The sequence below is a fragment of the Pseudomonas juntendi genome (genome assembly GCF_021560075.1).
GTDB lineage: Bacteria > Pseudomonadota > Gammaproteobacteria > Pseudomonadales > Pseudomonadaceae > Aquipseudomonas > Aquipseudomonas juntendi.
In genome coordinates this window covers 3289699-3307146 of record NZ_CP091088.1, presented here as the reverse complement: position 1 = coordinate 3307146, position 17448 = coordinate 3289699, and the positions used below count along the sequence as shown (strand labels likewise).

The following is a 17448-nucleotide window of genomic DNA, read 5'->3' as shown; positions in this document are numbered from 1 at the left end:
GCCCGACCAGCCCGGCATGAAACGTCGGGCTAGCCGCCGAAGAGCTTCTTGCGTTGCGCGGTCCGCTCCCGGCGTAGATTCTCGTAGGCAGTTCGGCGTTTAGTCGCGTTTTTGATTAATTCCAGGACCTGGGCGATATCGCCGAGCAACTCCTCGCGCGCGGGAAGCGGTAGTTGGCGCTCGCCTGGGGTGTCGTGGGCCTCGGTAGCTTCGCAGGCCCGCGCATACACTGCCAGCAACTGCTCCCACTCCTCTGCGGGGTAGCCAATGACAGCACCAAATGCTTCTACGCTCACCACATCACTGAACGGCTGGACGGTATTGTTCAAAAAAACCTCGCGGATTGCGCGCTCGACAGTGCCTCGGAGGCTTGAGTATCCCGATGCAATTTGCCGCTCAAGCTCATCATCCGGGTCGCTGCCGACCGGAACGTTCAGCGCTTTCGCACGACTTTCGAGATCAGCCAGGCGGGCCTTGGTGTCCATCGTCGCCCACGTCAGCCCCTCGCTCACTAGTCCCGGCGACTCGTCCCAACCGATGGTCTTGTAGCTGGCCGAGCGATCAGCACGCTGAAGCGCCATCGCGAGCTCGGTCAGGAACACCGCATCATGGGTGAACACCAGCACTTGGCGGGTCTCAGCCAGCGCTACCAAACGCCGAGCTATGGCCCGACGATATACGTGATCCAGCGACGTAGACGGATCGTCGAAAATAACGGTCGAAGTATGTGGCAGGGATTCGAGCTCGGCGAGGAACATAGCCATCCCCAACGCGCGCTGCTCGCCCTCTGACAGCACCTTGGAGGCTTTCGCCGTGATTTCCTGCAGGCGCAGCGTGACCTTGGTCACCCCCAGCTCTGTGCGCCCGCTCAGGTCGGGTTGCACCCGTCGCTTATAGCCCAGGGCTTTCAACTCAGCATTCATAGAAGCGGCCAGAGCCTCGGTCACATGCGTCGCCGCCAGGGACGTCAGTTTGCGTGACACTGCCGCTGGGTTGAGGGCGGCATGGCAGCGGCTCAATGTGGCATGGACCTGACTGTCCTGAACAAAGCGCTCCACCGCGCCAAGCTGGTTGGCGAGGCGTTGTCGGGCTTCTAGCTCTGCCAGTTCTTGGGTCAGCGCCAAGCGTAGAGCGGGATCGGCAGAGGTCCGCAGGGTATTGGCGTCGACTCGGAGCGAAGCAGCTTTGGCGGCGAAGAGACTATCGAGGTTTGCTTCGATAGGAAGCGGTTCTGACTCGGGGGACCAGTTTCCAGTTTGCAGGGCTTGGCTAACCCAAGTATGCCGGGCGGTCCAGACCGATGCCGCTGCGGTGATGGCAGCGTGTAGGTCGGGCAGTCGCTCCTCCACGTCAGCCCGTGTTGGCACATCCAGAACGTTTAGATCGACAGCCTGCACCTTCCCTAGAGCGTTCATGCGCGCAAGCGTGGCGGCTTGCGCATCCGCCGTGGCGCTGTCGGCGACAAATGCCGCGAAACGCCGCATGCGCTCCGAGGCATCCGTTGAATAAGGTTGCTGGCAGAGTACGCAGTAAGCGTCCGGTTCCAGGTGCGGGAAGGGATGTTCAGGGTATGCCGTCTGCTGAGAGAAAGCCTCAGCGGCTCGGTACATCGTTTGCCAGAGTTCAGCTCCTGTGCCTTCCAGCAGCGTGGCGGTGGGTGAGGACGTTACCGGCAACTCCATGGCGTTCAGTGTGTCTCGATCCTGAAGACGCGCTTGCGCCAGTTGCATGGCGAGATGCGCGGTTTTTTCCGTTGTAATCAGTTCCTTTGCCCGTGCTATGGCACGATCATTCACCCAGCGCTGGACTTCCTCGGCTCGACGCTGCGCCTGGTCCAAGCGTGTCGCCAAACGTTCCAAGGCCAGCGCCTGCGGCACAGGATCGCTTTCCAGTAATGTCCGCTTCAGAAACTCCAGTCGCCGGAGTTCATCGTCACCGACCGTCCCTAATCGAGCAAGCACGGCGCGGTCCGAGTCCCCACCTAATTTGGCGATGTAGCGGCCGACTTCGGTGTCACCCTTCAGCGGTTCGAATTGCCGGGTATCCAGAGCCAAGGCATTGCGTTCGGTCCCAATCCGTGCCTGTAAATCACGCTGAAGTAGGACCAGGCGCGTCAGATGAGTGAGTCCGTAGGGCTGAAATGCAGGGGTCCCTTCCGCGTCGATGTAGTCATTGGCACAGGCCGCGTCGTAGACCGAGACCGAACTCAAATGCAAATGGGCCGGCCCGTTCTGGACCCAACGTGCGGTTTCCGGAGTGCCATCCACCAAAATGGCGAAATCTGCTGATGGCAGTCTAGCTGGGGTTGCCGCCCCAAAAGCGTCGGGCAGGACCTCCACCCGATGCCGAGCGTTGCAGGCATTCTTGAAGACGCGGGCGTAGCCGGATTTGCCGGCGCCGTTATGACCAAAGAAAATGGTCATGCCCTCCGGTGCGAGGTCAAAGGCACGACCGGACGGGAAGCCGTTTACCTGGTCTAGCCCCGAGACACCCACCAACCGCACGGTTGCGCCACTTCCGGCGCCTGGTACGTCGTCCAGCGTGAATGGCCGTGCTCCCCCCGTGGTTGCGTCTTCCCGTTCTTGCTCGCGAACCATTCGCAGAATGGTCTCGATGTCATCTTGGGTTAGTTCGGCCCGGGCAAATATCCGGCGCAGTGCTTCCTGCTGCCAGGGTCTGAGTCCGCCGGCCCACCCAATAATCTCGTCCAACAATGGCATATCCGTCTCCTTTCCAGATCCGCCGATTAAAGGCCGCGCCCAGTTGGATGGCAAGTGGCCAGCGCCTTCGAGGTGCTTCGCCGTGTTCCGTTTGCCTGCCTTCCTGACCGCCACCCTAGTGGCTTGTCCGGTCGTGACGCTACACGGGCAGAATTTCTGCATGCTGGCCAGTATCAAGCCGCTCTAAAGTCCGCTACCGGAAAGCGCTGTTTAGCGGTGAGAGACGGGGAAAGTGCGGAAGCTACTACCGACGCAAGCGATGTGGTGAGCAGTCCTCAGGTATGTGCGAAATTGCACTCCTCTTGACCACCAATTTGGGTTGGCGTTGACCACGGATTGCGTTCAACTTGACCAGGGCGTGTCACTGTCACGACCGTCAGAGAACGGCCAAAAACGGACACCGCCAACCCGTTGGAAAAAAACTGAGCGTTGCTTTCCGTTAAGTTTGGTAGTTGCAAGCCCCGTTCAGGAAGAATTGCTCGATCAACGCCGCCATACCTGCGCGTGCGATACGGCCGCGGCGCTCGGCGTCTACCAGGCCGAAGATCAAGGAGGAGAAGATTTCGGAAAGCGCCGGGGCACCGATATCGATACGGAATACGCCCAGTTTTTGCCCGCGGAGAAAGAACTCGTCCAGCGTTTCCGAGTAAGGCAGCCATCGGCAGCCGCCTGCATCTAAATCAAACGTGTCCGGGCGCCACTGGAATGAGAGGAATACCAACAACTCCCTGTGAATCAAATGGCCTTCGATCAGACGATGCAATGCGTCCAAGGGCGCCGCCTCAAGATCGGCATCGGCAATGACCCTATAAATAACCACCGAACCATGATTCAGAAGCATCTCGATCAGGTTGTCGCGGGTGCCGCAAAACCTGTTGAGCGTCGCCTTGCTGACCCCCGCTGCCTGGGCTATTTCTTTGAACGTGGCTCGCGGGTGGTCAACGATGGCGATCGCCAGGGCCTTCAGCAATTTCTCATCGGCAGCAGTTAAATCCATCGGTCACTCTTTATCTATCGCGGGCAGATGCGGGTATTTTGCCTAGAACACTCATTTTTCTCAAAGAGGATACTAGCTTTGTTCACACCAAAATCAAATGAGTCAATATTGACTCATTTAATTTTTGCGTGGATCATGCGCGGCTTCGACTACGTACTGGCTTCGCGCTTGGGTGAGATATGAACAAATTCCGCGAATGGATCACTTTTTCCGTGATCTCCTATTTGATCGCCGTGACCCTGGTTGGCTGCGACAAGCCCGAAGAGCAACGGGAAGAGGCGCCAGCGCGTGAAGTCGATGTGCTCAGCGTGAAGACCGAGCCCTTCACAGTGTTCGCCGAGCTACCAGGGCGCATCGAGCCGGTGCGTGTCGCCGAGGTGCGCGCGCGGGTGGCGGGGATCGTGCTCAAGCGCACCTTCGAGGAAGGGGCCGACGTGAAGGCCGGTGACGTGCTGTTCCAGATCGACCCTGCGCCGTTCAAGGCGGCCCTGTCGCGGGCGCAAGGTGAACTGGCTCGCGCCGAGGCGCAGCTGTTCCAGGCTCAGGCGATGGTTCGCCGTTACGAACCACTGGTGAAGATCGACGCCGTCAGCCAGCAGGATTTCGACAACGCCAAGGCCGCTCTGCAGAGCGCCCAGGCCGACAAGCGCTCGGCCCAGGCCAATGTCGAAACTGCCCGCCTGGACCTGGGTTATGCCGAGGTTCGCGCCCCCATCGCCGGGCGTATCGGTCGCGCCCAGGTCACCGAAGGGGCTCTGGTAGGCCAGGGCGAAGCCACGCTGCTGGCACGTATCCAGCAACTCGATCCGGTGTACGCCGACTTCACCCAGCCTGCTGCCGATGCCCTGCGCCTGCGCGCGGCAATCGCCGAGGGCAAGGTTGCCGGTGCGAGCGACCAGCCGCTGTCGCTGCGTGTCGACGGTACCGATATCGAGCGCAAGGGCACGCTGCTGTTCACCGATATCTCGGTGGATCGCAGCACCGGGCAGATCGCCCTGCGAGGCCAGTTCGACAACCCCGAGGGCGTGCTGCTGCCGGGTATGTACGTGCGTGTGCGCACACCGCAAGGGCTCGACCAGAACGCCATCCTGGTGCCGCAACGTGCCGTGCAGCGTTCGGCTGACGGCCAGGCCAGCGTGATGCTGCTGGGGGAGGGCGATACCGTCGAGGCGCGCCAGGTCACCACCGGTGCCATGCAGGGCTCGCGCTGGCAAATCAGCGAGGGCCTGCAGGTCGGCGACAAGGTGATCACCAGCTCGCTGGCGGCTATCCGTCCGGGCGCCAAGGTCATCCCCCGCGAGCAAGATGCCGCCGAAGCCGCTCCACAGTCCCAGGCGCAGTAAGCCGGAGAACCTCTCATGTCCCTGTTTTTCATCCGGCGCCCCAATTTCGCCTGGGTAGTCGCCCTGTTCATCTCGCTGGGTGGCCTGCTGGCCATCCCGTTCCTGCCGGTGGCGCAGTACCCCAACGTGGCGCCGCCGCAGATCACCGTGACCGCCACCTATCCCGGCGCTTCGGCGCAGGTGCTCACCGACTCGGTGACCAGCGTCATCGAGGAAGAACTCAACGGCGCCAAGAACCTGCTGTACTTCGAGTCCACCAGCAACGCCAACGGCATCGCCGAGATCACCGTCACCTTCCAGCCAGGGACCGACCCCGAACTGGCCCAGGTTGACGTGCAGAACCGTCTGAAGAAGGCCGAGGCACGCATGCCGCAGGCCGTGCTGACGCTCGGCATCCAGACCGAGCAGGCCACCGCCGGCTTCCTGCTGATCTATACGCTGAGCTACACCGATGGCGACAAGGACGCCAACGTCACGGCGCTGGCCGATTACGCCGCGCGCAACATCAACAACGAAATCCGTCGCGTGAACGGCGTCGGCAAGCTGCAGTTCTTCGCCTCCGAGGCGGCCATGCGCGTGTGGATCGATCCGCAGAAGCTGGTCGGCTACGGCCTATCCATCGATGACGTGAACAACGCCATCCGCGCGCAGAACGTGCAGGTGCCGGCCGGTGCCTTCGGCAGCACGCCGGGTTCCAGCGAGCAGGAGCTGACGGCGACCCTGGCGGTCAAGGGTACCCTGGACAACCCGCAGGAATTCGCCGCCATCGTGCTGCGTGCCAACCAGGACGGCTCGCGCCTGACCCTGGGCGACGTGGCGCGCATCGAGGTCGGCAGCCAGGACTACAACTTCGGCTCGCGCCAGGACGGCAAGCCCGCCGTTGCCGCCGCCGTGCAGCTGTCGCCCGGTGCCAACGCGATCCAGACCGCCGAGGCGGTCAAGCAGCGTCTGACCGAGCTGTCGGCCAACTTCCCGGACAACGTCGAGTTCTCCGTGCCGTACGACACCTCGCGCTTCGTCGACGTGGCGATCGACAAGGTCATCATGACCCTCATCGAGGCCATGGTGCTGGTGTTCCTGGTGATGTTCCTGTTCCTGCAGAACGTGCGCTACACCCTGATCCCGTCCATCGTCGTGCCGGTGTGTCTGCTCGGTACGCTGACCTTCATGTACCTGCTTGGCTTCTCGGTGAACATGATGACCATGTTCGGCATGGTGCTGGCCATCGGCATCCTGGTGGACGACGCCATCGTGGTGGTGGAGAACGTCGAGCGGATCATGGCCGAGGAAGGCCTGGCGCCGGTGCCGGCGACCATCAAGGCGATGGGGCAGGTGTCCGGGGCGATCATCGGTATCACCCTGGTGCTGTCGGCGGTGTTCCTGCCGCTGGCCTTCATGGCCGGCTCGGTGGGGGTGATCTACCAGCAGTTCTCGCTGTCGCTGGCGGTGTCGATCCTGTTCTCGGGCTTCCTCGCGCTGACCTTCACCCCGGCGCTGTGCGCCACGCTGCTCAAACCGATCCCCGAAGGCCATCACGAGAAGACCGGTTTCTTCGGCTGGTTCAACCGCAAGTTCACCGCCCTGACCGGCCGCTACACCAAACTCAACGGCAAGCTGGTGCCGCGCGCCGGGCGGGTGATGTTCATCTACCTGGGCGTGGTGGTGCTGATGGGTTTCTTCTACCTGCGCCTGCCGGAATCCTTCGTGCCGGTGGAAGACCAGGGCTACATGATCGTCGACATCCAGTTGCCGCCAGGCGCCACCCGTGAGCGCACCTCGGCCACGGGTGAGGAGCTGGAAGAGTTTCTGATGGCCCGCGAGGCCGTGCAGACGTCCTTCCTGGTCCTCGGCTTCAGCTTCTCCGGCATGGGTGAGAACGCGGCCATTGCCTTCCCGCTGCTCAAGGACTGGTCCGAGCGAGATTCTTCGCAGTCGCCGGAAGCCGAGTCGGCTGCGGTCAACCAGCACTTCGCCAACCTCGATGACGGCGCGATCATGGCGGTGCCGCCACCGCCGGTCGAAGGCCTGGGCAACTCGGGTGGTTTCGCCCTGCGCCTGCAGGACCGCGCCGGCCTTGGCCGCGATGCCCTGTTGGCAGCGCGCGATGAAGTGCTGGGCAAGGTCAACGGCAATCCGAAGTTCCTCTACGCCATGATGGAAGGTCTGGCCGAGGCGCCGCAGCTGCGCCTGGTGATCGACCGTGAGCAGGCGCGCACGCTGGGAGTCAGCTTCGAAGCGATCAGCAGCGCGCTGTCCACTGCGTTCGGCTCGTCGGTGATCAACGACTTCGCCAACGCCGGCCGCCAGCAGCGCGTGGTGGTACAGGCCGAACAGGCCGAGCGCATGACACCGGAAAGCGTCCTGCGCCTGCATGTGCCCAACGACAGCGGCAGCCTGGTACCGCTGAGTGCTTTCGTCACCACGAGCTGGGAAGAAGGCCCGGTGCAGGTCGCGCGTTACAACGGTTACCCGTCGATCCGCATTGCCGGTGACGCCGCGCCCGGCGTGAGCACTGGCGAGGCGATGCTCGAACTGGAGCGCATCGCTGCCGAGCTGCCCGAAGGTATCGGTTACGAGTGGACCGGGCTGTCGTATCAGGAGCGGGTCGCCAGCGGGCAGGCGACGATGCTGTTCGCCCTGGCCATCACCGTGGTGTTCCTGCTGCTGGTGGCGCTCTACGAGAGCTGGGCGATCCCGCTGACGGTGATGCTGATCGTGCCGGTCGGCGCACTCGGCGCGGTACTGGCGGTGACTGCTATCGGCCTGCCCAACGACGTGTACTTCAAGGTCGGCCTGATCACCGTGATCGGCCTGGCGGCGAAGAACGCCATTCTCATCGTCGAGTTCGCCAAGGACCTGTGGGAAGACGGCTACTCGCTGCGCGATGCCGCTGTCGAAGCCGCGCGCCTGCGTTTCCGCCCGATCATCATGACCTCCATGGCGTTCATGCTCGGCGTGGTGCCGCTGGCCATCGCCACTGGCGCCGGCGCTGCGAGCCAGCGCGCACTGGGCACCGGGGTGCTGGGCGGGATGCTCAGCGCGACCATGCTCGGGGTGATCTTCGTGCCGATCTTCTTCGTCTGGGTGCTGTCGCTGCTGCGCACCAAACCTCAGCAAACCGACAACCATCCCCTGCATAAAGCGGAGTAATGCGATGACCTCTCACTTCATGCTCCGTCGCGCTCTGCTGCCCCTGGCCATCGCCGCCCTGGCGGGGTGTTCGCTGGCCCCGACCTACGAGCGCCCGCAGGCACCGGTCGCGTCGCACTGGCAAGCCGCCGACGCGGAGGGCGCCCGTGCCCAGGCGCTGGACTGGCAGACCTTCATCGTCGATGCCGACTTGCGCCGCGCGGTGGATACGGCGCTGAGCAACAACCGCAGCCTGCGCCAGGCGCTGCTGGATATCGAAGCTGCGCGTGCCCAGTACCGCATCCAGCGTGCTGATCGCCTGCCTTCGATCAACGCCAATGCCAGCGGCAACCGCCAGCGCCTGCCTGCCGATCTGTCGCAGACCGGGCGCTCGGAAGTGACCAGCAACTATCAGGTCGGCCTCGGCCTCGCGGAGTACGAAGTCGACCTGTTCGGCCGCGTGCGCAACCTCTCCGAGGCCGCGCTGGAGACCTACCTGGCGACCGAGGAGGCGACCCGTGCCACGCAGATCAGCCTGGTTGCCGAGGTCATCCAGGCCTACCTGACCCGCGATGGTGCGCTACGCCGCATGGCCCTGGTCGAACAAACCCTGGACAGCCGCATGGCCTCGCTGGAGCTGGTCAGCCAGCGCCGTGCAGCGGGGGCCGCCACCGCCCTGGATTACCAGGAAGCGGTCGGCCTTGCCGAACAGGCTAGGGCCGAGCGCGAGAGCACCGAACGCCAGTTACGCCAGGCGGACAACGCCCTGGTCCTGTTGCTCGGCACGCCAGATGCCGCTCGCCTGCTGCCCGCGACGCCCCGCGACGACCTGATGGTGCTGCAGGACATCGCCCCCGGCACCAGCTCGGAACTGATCGAACGGCGCCCGGACATTCTCGCCAGCGAGCACCGCCTCAAGGCGCGCAATGCCGATATCGGTGCAGCTCGCGCCGCGTTCTTTCCCCGGATCAGCCTGACCGGTTCGGTGGGCAGCTCCAGTGCCGAGTTGTCCGGATTGTTCGATGGCGGCTCGCGGGCCTGGAGCTTTGCCCCGACGCTGTCGCTGCCGATCTTCGCCGGTGGCCGCAACCGCGCCAACCTGGACCTCGCCGAAGTGCGCCAGGACGCGGCGGTGGCCGACTACGAAGGCACCATCCAGACCGCCTTCCGCGAAGTGGCCGATGCCCTGGCCGCCACCGACACCCTGCGCCGCGAGGAGGCTGCCCGCCAGGCTCTGGCCGGTTCCAGCGAGGCTGCGATGGCCCTGGCTAAGGCGCGTTACGAGGGCGGCGTGGACGACTACCTGCGTTATCTTGACGCCCAGCGCAGCACCTTTAGCAACCAGACCACACTAATTCAAATCAGCACGGAACGGCAGATTGCGCTGGTTGACCTGTTCAGGTCTCTGGGCGGTGGCTGGGGCCAAACTGAACCGATGGCCGGGATCGGCGCTGAGTGAGCAAAGCCAGGAGTCCTGCATCCGAAGACCGGACTCTGGCTCCATCACCGGTGAGCTACTGGTCATCGACGGGGCAATCGTCTGATCGAGAATAAGACTGTCTGACGACTGGCAGGCCTATGGATTATTGGTGGCAGCAGCTAACGGCTCTATAAAGAGCTGCAAAAAATCACTGTAACGCATGATTGACTGACTGCTTCTGGCCGGTTTCTGCCTGTTGCGTCTCTGCTGCCCACTGGCCAAGTCGGATGCACGCGGTGGTCAGTACCAATGCAATTGACTGGTCAAATGGGTGCAATTGCGCAGGTATGGACTTCAAGCCCCAATTTCCTGGAAAAGAGGTTCTTTCTATGGACATCCGACATCAGAGATTGAGTAGCGGAATGTCTGAGCTGAAGTCATGTCCATGGCTGTTCTTCTTTCCTTTATATCGACGAGTGCTTCGCTGACCTGTCCGGAATTCAGGGCGACCTGACCCTGTTTGGGCGAAATGTGCGTTCAAGAGTCTTTCAATGCACGGGCATCCCGGTTGGCGTTGGCATCGCCGGTACGAAGACGCTCGCCAAGCTGGCCAACCATACGGCCAAGCGCATACAGGCCCAGACGGGCGGGGTTGTGGACATTACCGATGCGTTCAAGCGCGACTGGGTGCTCCGCAATACCAAGGTGAAGGAGGTGTGGGGTGTTGGCCGGCGCATGGCCGCGCACTTCGAGGCAATGGGCATCCATACGGCGATGGACCTGGCCAGGGCCGATGCCTGGACGCTGCGACGCAAGTTCAGCGTGGTCGTGGAGAAAACGGCCCGGGAGCTGGCCGGTACGCCCTGCCTTGAGCTGGATGAGGTCGAGCCGCCGAAGCAGGAAATATGCTGCAGCCGCATGTTCGGCAGGCGGCTTGCTGACCTGGCGCCGATCAAGCAGGCAGTGGCCACCTACGTTGGCCGTGCGGCGGAAAAATTGCGTGCCCAGGGTTCGCTGTGCAAGCGCATGCGCGTCAGCATCCGCACCGGCATGTTCAACCCGCAGGAGCCACACCACGCCCAGGGAGCATTGGTGGAGCTGCCCTATCCGACCTGCGACACACTGCTCATGACCGGGCTGGCTACGGCAGCGGTCGAGCAAATCTTCCGCCCCGGGTTTCGCTACAGCAAGGCCGAGGTGCTGTTGATGGACCTTCGACAACCGGGCGAATTTTCAGAAGATCTTTTTGCCCTGAAGCAGTCGGTGGCGTGCGACCGATTGATGGCGGTCATGGACGACATCAATGGGCGCTGGGGGAGGGGTACAGTGCGCACTGCCAGTGTGCCCGCGGTGCCGGATTGGGGCATGAAGAGGGAGATGATGAGCCAATCCTACACGACGCGAATTGACCAGTTGTGGAAGGTAAAATGCTGAGTCGCGCCTCGGCTTGAGTTCTCCGCAGGCTAAAAGCCTGCGGAGGGTACGTCGGTTAGCTCAAAACCCTGTTTGACCGTTGTTGTACAGGATGGTGTAAGAGTCATCGGTTCTTGGCTCTATCATGATGGGCATGCCGAACAGCTCGCCTCGGCATTGGCATTCACTGATCTTGCAGCGAGGCACATCACCTCGCCTGAACACCCTCCATAAGGCCTCATCGTGTATCAGGATGCGCTTGACCAAGTTCCCTGGCGCCTCGCTGACCTGCGCAACGTAGTGGTCAAGGTCACAACCGAAATACGGTATGGTAACTTCTTGTACAAAGCCGATATTCACACCATGCTTCTCGAGATCCTGCCTGATACGCTCGATCACCTCTTCTGCTTCACTTTTTATCATGATGGGTATCTCACGTTGCGTGTGTTCATCAAGAACTTTAGCTCACGCGGCGGTGATGCCCTGGTCACTCTGTCGGATTTTTGTGCGCAGCAGCGAGTAACGCAGCGCTAGCCTTCCGGCAGGCTCGTTCCACAGATGAATTCCTTCGACCCCAGCCGGTGTGACCCATGCTCGACCACATAGCCCGCGCCGCGCCGCCGCGCCTCTGCCTGTGCTGTTTGCTGGTCGGCATAGACATCGACAAAATGCCAGGGGTAGCGGTCTCTTAGTACACCCCATCCAAGCACCCAGCCTGGACGGCTGGGGTCTTGGGGAAGAATTCTGGCCAGGCTGCGAATGGTCATTGCTGTCTCCTGCAAGTACAAGCCGTACAGACCATTCAAAACCCTCACGTCGAACAGTGCGAGATTTTTCTTTGAACCTGGTATGCCGGTGATCGGTCAGCATCACCGAAGGGAGTGGTCTGTATCAGGGTATTTCCCAGCGTACTGTTGAAATGTTTCTCAGCTATGGTTGAACGTAAGCGATGTTCACCAACGACGGAGTCAGGAATGGATTATTCCAGCATGGTTGAATCGTTGGACAAGATTCTCAAAGAAGCGGCTGCCGATTGCCCGCATGAGGGTGGGCCGGCCGGCCAAGTGTTTGTCGGTGCTGGCAATCATCAATGTATTCGTAGCCATGCGTGCGCAACGTCGCCACTCGTGGACGGGGTGACCCCTTTGCTACAGGGCATGAACGCGCGGTCGAACTTGAGCGTTGCCCCAATGGGCAGAAACTGACCGGTGGAAGCGAAGCCCGCAACGGATTGTCTGCGGGCTGTGCAGTGGTAATGTTCGGCGCGTAGTCAGCAGGTCAACCTTCGAACTGGATCACCATGCGGCCTTTGATCTTGCCTTCCAGCATCTCGTCGAAGATCTGGTTGATGTCTTCGATCGGCCGGAGTGTCACCTTGGGCACGACTTTGCCTTCTGCGGCAAAGTGGAAGGCCTCCTGCAAGTCCTGGCGGGTGCCCACCAGCGAGCCGACTACTTCGATGCCGTCCAGTACCAGGCGGGGGATGTTCAGGTTCATGGCTTCGGAGGGCAGGCCGACCGCAACCAGGCGGCCACCGGCACGCAGGGCGTCTACCGCCGAGTCGAATGCGGCTTTGGCTACTGCCGTAACCACGGCTGCATGGGCACCACCGGTCTTGGCTTGAATGACTTTCGCTGCATCCTCGGTGCGGGGGTTGACCACCATGTCGGCGCCCATCTCGCTGGCGAAGCGCAGTTGCTCGTCGTTGACGTCGATGGCAATCACTTTGGCGTTGAACACATTCTTCGCATATTGCAGGGCCAGATTGCCCAAGCCACCGAGGCCATAGATGGCGATCCACTGGCCGGGGCGAATGTTGGAGCTTTTCACGGCCTTGTAGGTGGTGACGCCGGCGCAGGTGACGCTGCTGGCCGCAGCAGAGTCGAGGCCATCAGGCACCTTGACCGAGTAGTCGGCCTTGACGATGCAGGCCTCGGCCATGCCGCCGTCGACGGTGTAGCCGGAATTCTTCACTTCGCGGCACAGTGTTTCGTTGCCACTGGTGCAGTATTCGCAGTGCCCACAGCCCTGGTAAAACCAGGCAACGCTGGCGCGGTCGCCGGGCTTGAGCGAAGTGACACCGGGGCCTACTTCCTGAACCACTCCAATGCCTTCGTGACCCAGCACGACACCGGTCTTGTCACCGAAGTCGCCATTTTTGACATGCAGGTCGGTATGGCATACCCCGCAGCATTGCATCTTCAGCAGCGCTTCGCCGTGTTCCAGTGGGCGCAGGGTTTTCTCGACAACGTCCACGCGACGGCCTGGCGCAACAACAGCAGCTTTCATAGGAGCCTCCGTGTCTATCCGAATGAGCTTGAGTGATGGCCGGATCAGCATAGACCTTGCGCGCGAGGGGAAAACTGCTCCAGATCATGAGGGTGAGCAGCCACAGGCTGTCGAACAAAGAAAAGCCCGCGGCAAATGTGCGGCGGGCTGCAAGAACGTACGGAGCGGGGTCAGTGTGCGCAAGCAGATGTCGGTATTTCGTGAAGCGCAGGTGATCAGCCTGTCATTTGGGGCGGAGTCATTGGCGGGGCGAAAAAAAGCCCGCCATGAAGGCGGGCAAGCAACGTTTGAAGGGAGAGCCTGCAGATTGGGCCGGTGGCATTAACGGTGCATTAATAGCCCCCATTGACCCGGCACCTCGATCGGCCTATACAGGCCTGCCAAACACTTCAGGAGCCAGCATGCGCGACCAAGACGACCTTCACGAGCCGGAGCACGATCATCTTCTCGATCACGAATTCCTCTATGGCGACGACGTGGAACACGAGGCGGACGCCCAGGGCGCCGAGGATGAGCTGGAGGAAGACGAAACGCCGGGTGACTTCGATGACCTTGATGAAGAGCGGCTCGAGCACCCGGCGTGGTTCGATGACTGCGACGAGTGACTCAGCGCCCGTCTACGGAGAAGCGCCCAGGGCCGCTCACGGCCAATAGCATCAGGCCACCCATAATGGCCATGTTCTTCAGGAACTGGGTCATGTTGGCGCTGCGTTCGGGGTCGACCATGTTCCAGAAAGGGTGGCCGATCAGCGCGGTGCCCAGCACGAACAGCGCGAACAGTGCTGCCAGTGGCCGGGTATAGAAGCCAACGATCAGCAGGATGGCGACCACGAACTCCATCAGTACCGCAATTGCGGCCGCCAGCATCGGGGCGGGGGCACCTAGGGAGGTCATGTAGGCGACGGTCCCGTCGAAACCGGTCAGTTTGGCCCAGCCTGACAAGACGAACAGGATCATCAACAGCACGCGGGCAAGCAGGATGATGATGTCGCGTTGACCATCGAATAGGGAGTAGCGCATGGCGGCGTTCCAGTGGACAAATGTATGCTCCACTTTAGCAGCTGCGCAAAACATTGCTGCCAGACGCTAAAAAGGCGCCATGCAGGCGCCTTTTCAGGGGAATTTGATGCGAGTAGCGGGACTCGAACCCGCAAGGCTCACGCCGACAGATTTTAAGTCATTCTGCCCCTCATTCCGCTTACGAGAGCTGTTGAAAGCTTACGAGAGCTGAACTCGGCTTACTTGAGCTTAAAAGCTTTGAGAATCAAAGCCTTGAAGTGAATATTGCACCGCTGCCGAGGGCTTGTGAGAGCTGAGCAGGGCTGTTGGGTGCTGAGTTGAGCTGCCGGCGCAGCTACCAAGCCCGCTACCAAGCTATCGAGTCGAATGAATTGATCGTTTTTTAGACAGCTTTAAGGCATGTGAAGGCTCACATACCTTAGGCACAAGAGATAGATCAGCAGGAATGTGGTGCTGATGGCCGGGTCTTGCGAAGGAGGGGGTGTTTAGTGGTGCCCCGAGCCGGACTCGAACCGGCACACCTTTCGGCGGCGCATTTTAAGTGCGATGTGTCTACCAATTTCACCATCGGGGCGCGATGTGAGCTGGCGATTAGACACGAAAATCTTGCGGAAATCAACGGTTTAGAGCCAGGAAGGAGTGTGGGCGTGGCATTGAAGATCAATTTCACTAAAGATGCGCTTAGAGACCTGGTTTGCCCTGAGGGTAAGTCTGAGATTTATGTGTATGACACTCATACAAAAGGCTTGGCTTTACGCGTCACTAAAGCCGGTGGAAAAACCTTTAAAGATCAGCGGCGCAATTGGCGATTATACGAAAACCTACGATAACTACATCAGACCTGTGTACGGTGATCTAGCGTTGATCGCTGTGACGAATGACATTGTGCTTGAACTGCATGCTAAAAAAACTGCGCCAGTGATGAGGGCTAGTGGGAAAATGAGTCAGCCGCGCAACCGTTCGGCTAATAAAGCGGTTTCGTTATTGGGCTCGGTTTTCTCTTATGCCATCGTTTTTTATAAGGATGAGGCAGGGGCGCGTATTTATACTTACAATCCGGTGGATATCATGACTGCGCTTGGCAATTGGCATGACAACAAGCGCGACAAGATTCGGGTAAATCCAAACGAGCTTGGAGCTGTTATCTCAAGTGCAATCGAAATTGGTGATGCTCAGCCACGGCGCGAAGTCCCAGCCTCATTTAAAACTGCATCAGCAGCTGTTCTCTTTATGCTTTTTTCGGGTGTTCGTCCTGGCGAAATTGAGAAGATCAGGAAAGGCTATGTTTGTCATGAAACCAGGTATATTGTATTACCTCCTCGTGACAAAGCTGATGAGTCTGATTCGCTAAAAGACTCCGAGGAATTCCACTTGGTACTCAATGACTCTGCGTATTGTCAATTGCTATATGCGATGAGGCAAACTAGCGGTGATTACGTATTTGCTGGTGTCGATCAACCCAAAATTATTGAGTCGAATGTCAGGGGCTTTTTGACTAAAGTTTCTAAAAGTCTTATCGATAGGAAGCATCTCCCACGGAAAATTCTTCGAGACATTTTCATTTCTATTGCTGAGCGTGCTGAGGTTGGAGCGTTTTATATTAAAGTCCTCTGCAATCATGACGGGGGGTGGCAGTCCGTGGACGTTACCGATGGCTATAAAACTGCATATCTCTCAGAGATTCGGCGAGCTGCAATTAGGGTCGAAGATGAGATTTATTCCAACGCCCAGGTTGATAAAGGATACGTTTGTCGTGGCTTTCTGCACACCTTGAGACCTCTCGACACTCAAATACTTGACGCAAAGTCAGTATCGCTCTAGCACCGATTCGACTACCTGTAAGCGAAATCGCAATAGTTGCTTGCGACGTCGCAGTATTGTCTTGTGGTTTCGCACTTGATTACTGTGATTTCGCTTTGTGTTCCTGCGGTTTTGCACTCTGGTACTGCGATTTCGCATTCACACCTTGCGAGGGCTTGGTTATATATTCAACTTTCTCGAATTAATTGTTGAGACACTAGAAGTGACCGGTCGTTTCGTTGTGCGAAGCAATGTTGTGCAGCAGCATGGAGTTGCCGCCAGCAAGCTGAACTTCCCATTCATGGAGGGGCTGCATCTGGACGTATCCTTGGGTGTGGGGTGCTGCCTATAAGTGGCCGCAATCTGAGGCACAAGCGGCCCAGCAGCAGCCTCACTCCAGAATCCGCTTTACCTGCCAGCCGCAATGCAGACCGAGCAGGATGCACGAGTGGGCTTGAATGGCCCAAAAATTCTCGGAAAGGGTCAGCCGCACACAGTCGAGGTACGCTTTTTGCTAAGGAAATGCGTTTCTTGTAGGAGGTCGATCATGAAAAATAATCAAGTGGACATGACCACTGACGAGCTCGACCTCTTCACACAGGTCATCTGGAGGCTCAAAGCCTCTGGTGGTGACCAGGAGGATGTGAGGCGTCAAATCCTGGTGGATGTTACCAAGCTTCTCAAATCCGACTTCGGGGCTTCATACGTTTGCGACGATAGGCGTGCAGTTTCCACGCGTTGTGTATCGCTGAACATCGATTCCCGCAAGCTCATCGAATACGACAGCCACAGGCATGTGAATGACATCGTCACCTGGAAAATGCGGTCATTGAGGACAGCGACCTGTGTAGATGATGTGATCGACCGGAAATCGCTCGAGGCCAGTGAGCATTACGTTGATTTTCTGAAGCCATGCGGTATGCACCACGGGATCAACGTCTTCTTCTTTGATCAAGGGCGCGACATCGGAGACCTGAGGATATGGCGTAGCGCCGACCAGCCATCATTCAACTATCGCGATGTGGCCATGCTGAACGCCCTAACGCCCTATTTCGAACAGTCGTTGTCGTGCGTCTCTCCGCCCCCTGGCGTGGGCCTTACCAGGCGGGAGGTATCGGTGATCGAACACGTCGCAGCAGGTTGCAGCGACAAGGAGATCGCACGTTTGATGGGTATTGGATTTACCACAGTCAGAACGCACCTCAAGAATGCGATGCACAAAACTGGTGCAAGCAATCGTACCGAACTGGCGGTACGGGGCCGGCCCCACTGAACACATCCTCAATTATGAGGATTTTTGAGTAGTTCTCCGTATGG

The 17448-nt window shown here is 59.7% G+C and carries 13 protein-coding genes, 1 tRNA gene and 1 pseudogene; 8 read left to right on the top strand and 7 right to left on the bottom strand.

Features of this window, described 5'->3' with window-relative positions:
- Nucleotides 1–29: 29 nt before the first annotated feature.
- Complete coding sequence (locus L1P09_RS15330; RefSeq protein WP_173895841.1) at nt 30–2720, bottom strand: AAA family ATPase; 2691 nt, start codon at nt 2718–2720, stop codon at nt 30–32.
- 439 nt (nt 2721–3159) lie between these two features.
- Nucleotides 3160–3717, bottom strand: a complete 558-nt coding sequence (locus tag L1P09_RS15325; protein ID WP_235767805.1) for a TetR/AcrR family transcriptional regulator — start codon at nt 3715–3717, stop codon at nt 3160–3162.
- A gap of 179 nt (nt 3718–3896) precedes the next feature.
- On the opposite strand from L1P09_RS15325, the gene tmexC reads away from it, so the two are divergent.
- The 4 genes and pseudogenes from tmexC to L1P09_RS15305 form a co-directional block, all read left to right on the top strand.
- The gene (gene tmexC, locus L1P09_RS15320) at nt 3897–5060 is read left to right on the top strand and encodes a multidrug efflux RND transporter periplasmic adaptor subunit TMexC (RefSeq protein ID WP_090519108.1); all 1164 of its coding nucleotides are present in this window, start codon (nt 3897–3899) and stop codon (nt 5058–5060) included.
- Between the two features lie 15 nt (nt 5061–5075).
- Entirely contained in the window at nt 5076–8210 is a 3135-nt protein-coding gene (gene tmexD / locus L1P09_RS15315; RefSeq protein WP_090519107.1) for a multidrug efflux RND transporter permease subunit TMexD, read from the top strand.
- Nucleotides 8211–8214: 4 nt separating this feature from the next.
- Nucleotides 8215–9648 carry a multidrug efflux transporter outer membrane subunit TOprJ1 gene (locus L1P09_RS15310; protein ID WP_003152694.1) on the top strand — a complete coding sequence of 478 codons (1434 nt, stop codon included), beginning with the start codon at nt 8215–8217 and terminating at the stop codon, nt 9646–9648.
- 429 nt (nt 9649–10077) lie between these two features.
- A pseudogene (locus L1P09_RS15305) lies at nt 10078–11043 on the top strand (DUF4113 domain-containing protein); the annotation flags it as partial.
- A 60-nt stretch (nt 11044–11103) separates the two neighbouring features.
- Here L1P09_RS15305 and L1P09_RS15300 read toward each other — a convergent pair.
- Complete coding sequence (locus L1P09_RS15300) at nt 11104–11445, bottom strand: hypothetical protein (protein ID WP_009681233.1); 342 nt, start codon at nt 11443–11445, stop codon at nt 11104–11106.
- 107 nt (nt 11446–11552) lie between these two features.
- Nucleotides 11553–11789 (bottom strand): hypothetical protein, encoded by a 237-nt coding sequence (locus tag L1P09_RS15295; RefSeq protein WP_033690011.1) that lies wholly within the window; start codon nt 11787–11789, stop codon nt 11553–11555.
- 207 nt (nt 11790–11996) lie between these two features.
- On the opposite strand from L1P09_RS15295, the gene L1P09_RS15290 reads away from it, so the two are divergent.
- Nucleotides 11997–12227 carry a hypothetical protein gene (locus L1P09_RS15290; RefSeq protein ID WP_154211978.1) on the top strand — a complete coding sequence of 77 codons (231 nt, stop codon included), beginning with the start codon at nt 11997–11999 and terminating at the stop codon, nt 12225–12227.
- A gap of 73 nt (nt 12228–12300) precedes the next feature.
- On the opposite strand, the gene adhP is transcribed toward L1P09_RS15290, so the two are convergent.
- Nucleotides 12301–13311: an alcohol dehydrogenase AdhP gene (gene adhP / locus L1P09_RS15285; protein WP_054905742.1), complete on the bottom strand. Its 1011-nt coding sequence runs from the start codon at nt 13309–13311 to the stop codon at nt 12301–12303.
- A 401-nt stretch (nt 13312–13712) separates the two neighbouring features.
- Here adhP and L1P09_RS15280 point away from each other — a divergent pair, with 401 nt between their 5' ends.
- Nucleotides 13713–13916 (top strand): hypothetical protein, encoded by a 204-nt coding sequence (locus L1P09_RS15280; protein WP_054905743.1) that lies wholly within the window; start codon nt 13713–13715, stop codon nt 13914–13916.
- Between the two features lies 1 nt (nt 13917).
- Here L1P09_RS15280 and L1P09_RS15275 read toward each other — a convergent pair whose 3' ends face one another.
- Together L1P09_RS15275 and L1P09_RS15270 are read right to left on the bottom strand one after the other, a co-directional pair.
- Nucleotides 13918–14331: a DoxX family protein gene (locus tag L1P09_RS15275; protein WP_054905744.1), complete on the bottom strand. Its 414-nt coding sequence runs from the start codon at nt 14329–14331 to the stop codon at nt 13918–13920.
- Between the two features lie 489 nt (nt 14332–14820).
- A tRNA-Leu gene (locus tag L1P09_RS15270) sits at nt 14821–14905 on the bottom strand.
- 152 nt (nt 14906–15057) lie between these two features.
- Here L1P09_RS15270 and L1P09_RS15265 point away from each other — a divergent pair.
- Both L1P09_RS15265 and L1P09_RS15260 read left to right on the top strand, forming a co-directional pair.
- The gene (locus L1P09_RS15265; protein ID WP_235767804.1) at nt 15058–16152 is read left to right on the top strand and encodes a recombinase; all 1095 of its coding nucleotides are present in this window, start codon (nt 15058–15060) and stop codon (nt 16150–16152) included.
- A gap of 526 nt (nt 16153–16678) precedes the next feature.
- Nucleotides 16679–17404, top strand: coding sequence for a helix-turn-helix transcriptional regulator (locus L1P09_RS15260; protein ID WP_054881500.1), 726 nt, complete (start codon nt 16679–16681; stop codon nt 17402–17404).
- The last annotated feature ends 44 nt before the right edge of the window (nt 17405–17448 follow it).

Excerpts from the sequence above, each read along its gene's own strand:
- L1P09_RS15330 (WP_173895841.1), bottom strand. The coding sequence starts at position 2,720 with ATGCCATTGTTGGACGAGATTATTGGGTGGGCCGGCGGACTCAGACCC.
- L1P09_RS15325 (WP_235767805.1), bottom strand. The coding sequence starts at position 3,717 with ATGGATTTAACTGCTGCCGATGAGAAATTGCTGAAGGCCCTGGCGATC.
- tmexC (WP_090519108.1), top strand. The coding sequence starts at position 3,897 with ATGAACAAATTCCGCGAATGGATCACTTTTTCCGTGATCTCCTATTTG.
- tmexD (WP_090519107.1), top strand. The coding sequence starts at position 5,076 with ATGTCCCTGTTTTTCATCCGGCGCCCCAATTTCGCCTGGGTAGTCGCC.
- L1P09_RS15310 (WP_003152694.1), top strand. The coding sequence starts at position 8,215 with ATGACCTCTCACTTCATGCTCCGTCGCGCTCTGCTGCCCCTGGCCATC.
- L1P09_RS15300 (WP_009681233.1), bottom strand. The coding sequence starts at position 11,445 with ATGATAAAAAGTGAAGCAGAAGAGGTGATCGAGCGTATCAGGCAGGAT.
- L1P09_RS15295 (WP_033690011.1), bottom strand. The coding sequence starts at position 11,789 with ATGACCATTCGCAGCCTGGCCAGAATTCTTCCCCAAGACCCCAGCCGT.
- L1P09_RS15290 (WP_154211978.1), top strand. The coding sequence starts at position 11,997 with ATGGATTATTCCAGCATGGTTGAATCGTTGGACAAGATTCTCAAAGAA.
- adhP (WP_054905742.1), bottom strand. The coding sequence starts at position 13,311 with ATGAAAGCTGCTGTTGTTGCGCCAGGCCGTCGCGTGGACGTTGTCGAG.
- L1P09_RS15280 (WP_054905743.1), top strand. The coding sequence starts at position 13,713 with ATGCGCGACCAAGACGACCTTCACGAGCCGGAGCACGATCATCTTCTC.
- L1P09_RS15275 (WP_054905744.1), bottom strand. The coding sequence starts at position 14,331 with ATGCGCTACTCCCTATTCGATGGTCAACGCGACATCATCATCCTGCTT.
- L1P09_RS15265 (WP_235767804.1), top strand. The coding sequence starts at position 15,058 with ATGACACTCATACAAAAGGCTTGGCTTTACGCGTCACTAAAGCCGGTG.
- L1P09_RS15260 (WP_054881500.1), top strand. The coding sequence starts at position 16,679 with ATGAAAAATAATCAAGTGGACATGACCACTGACGAGCTCGACCTCTTC.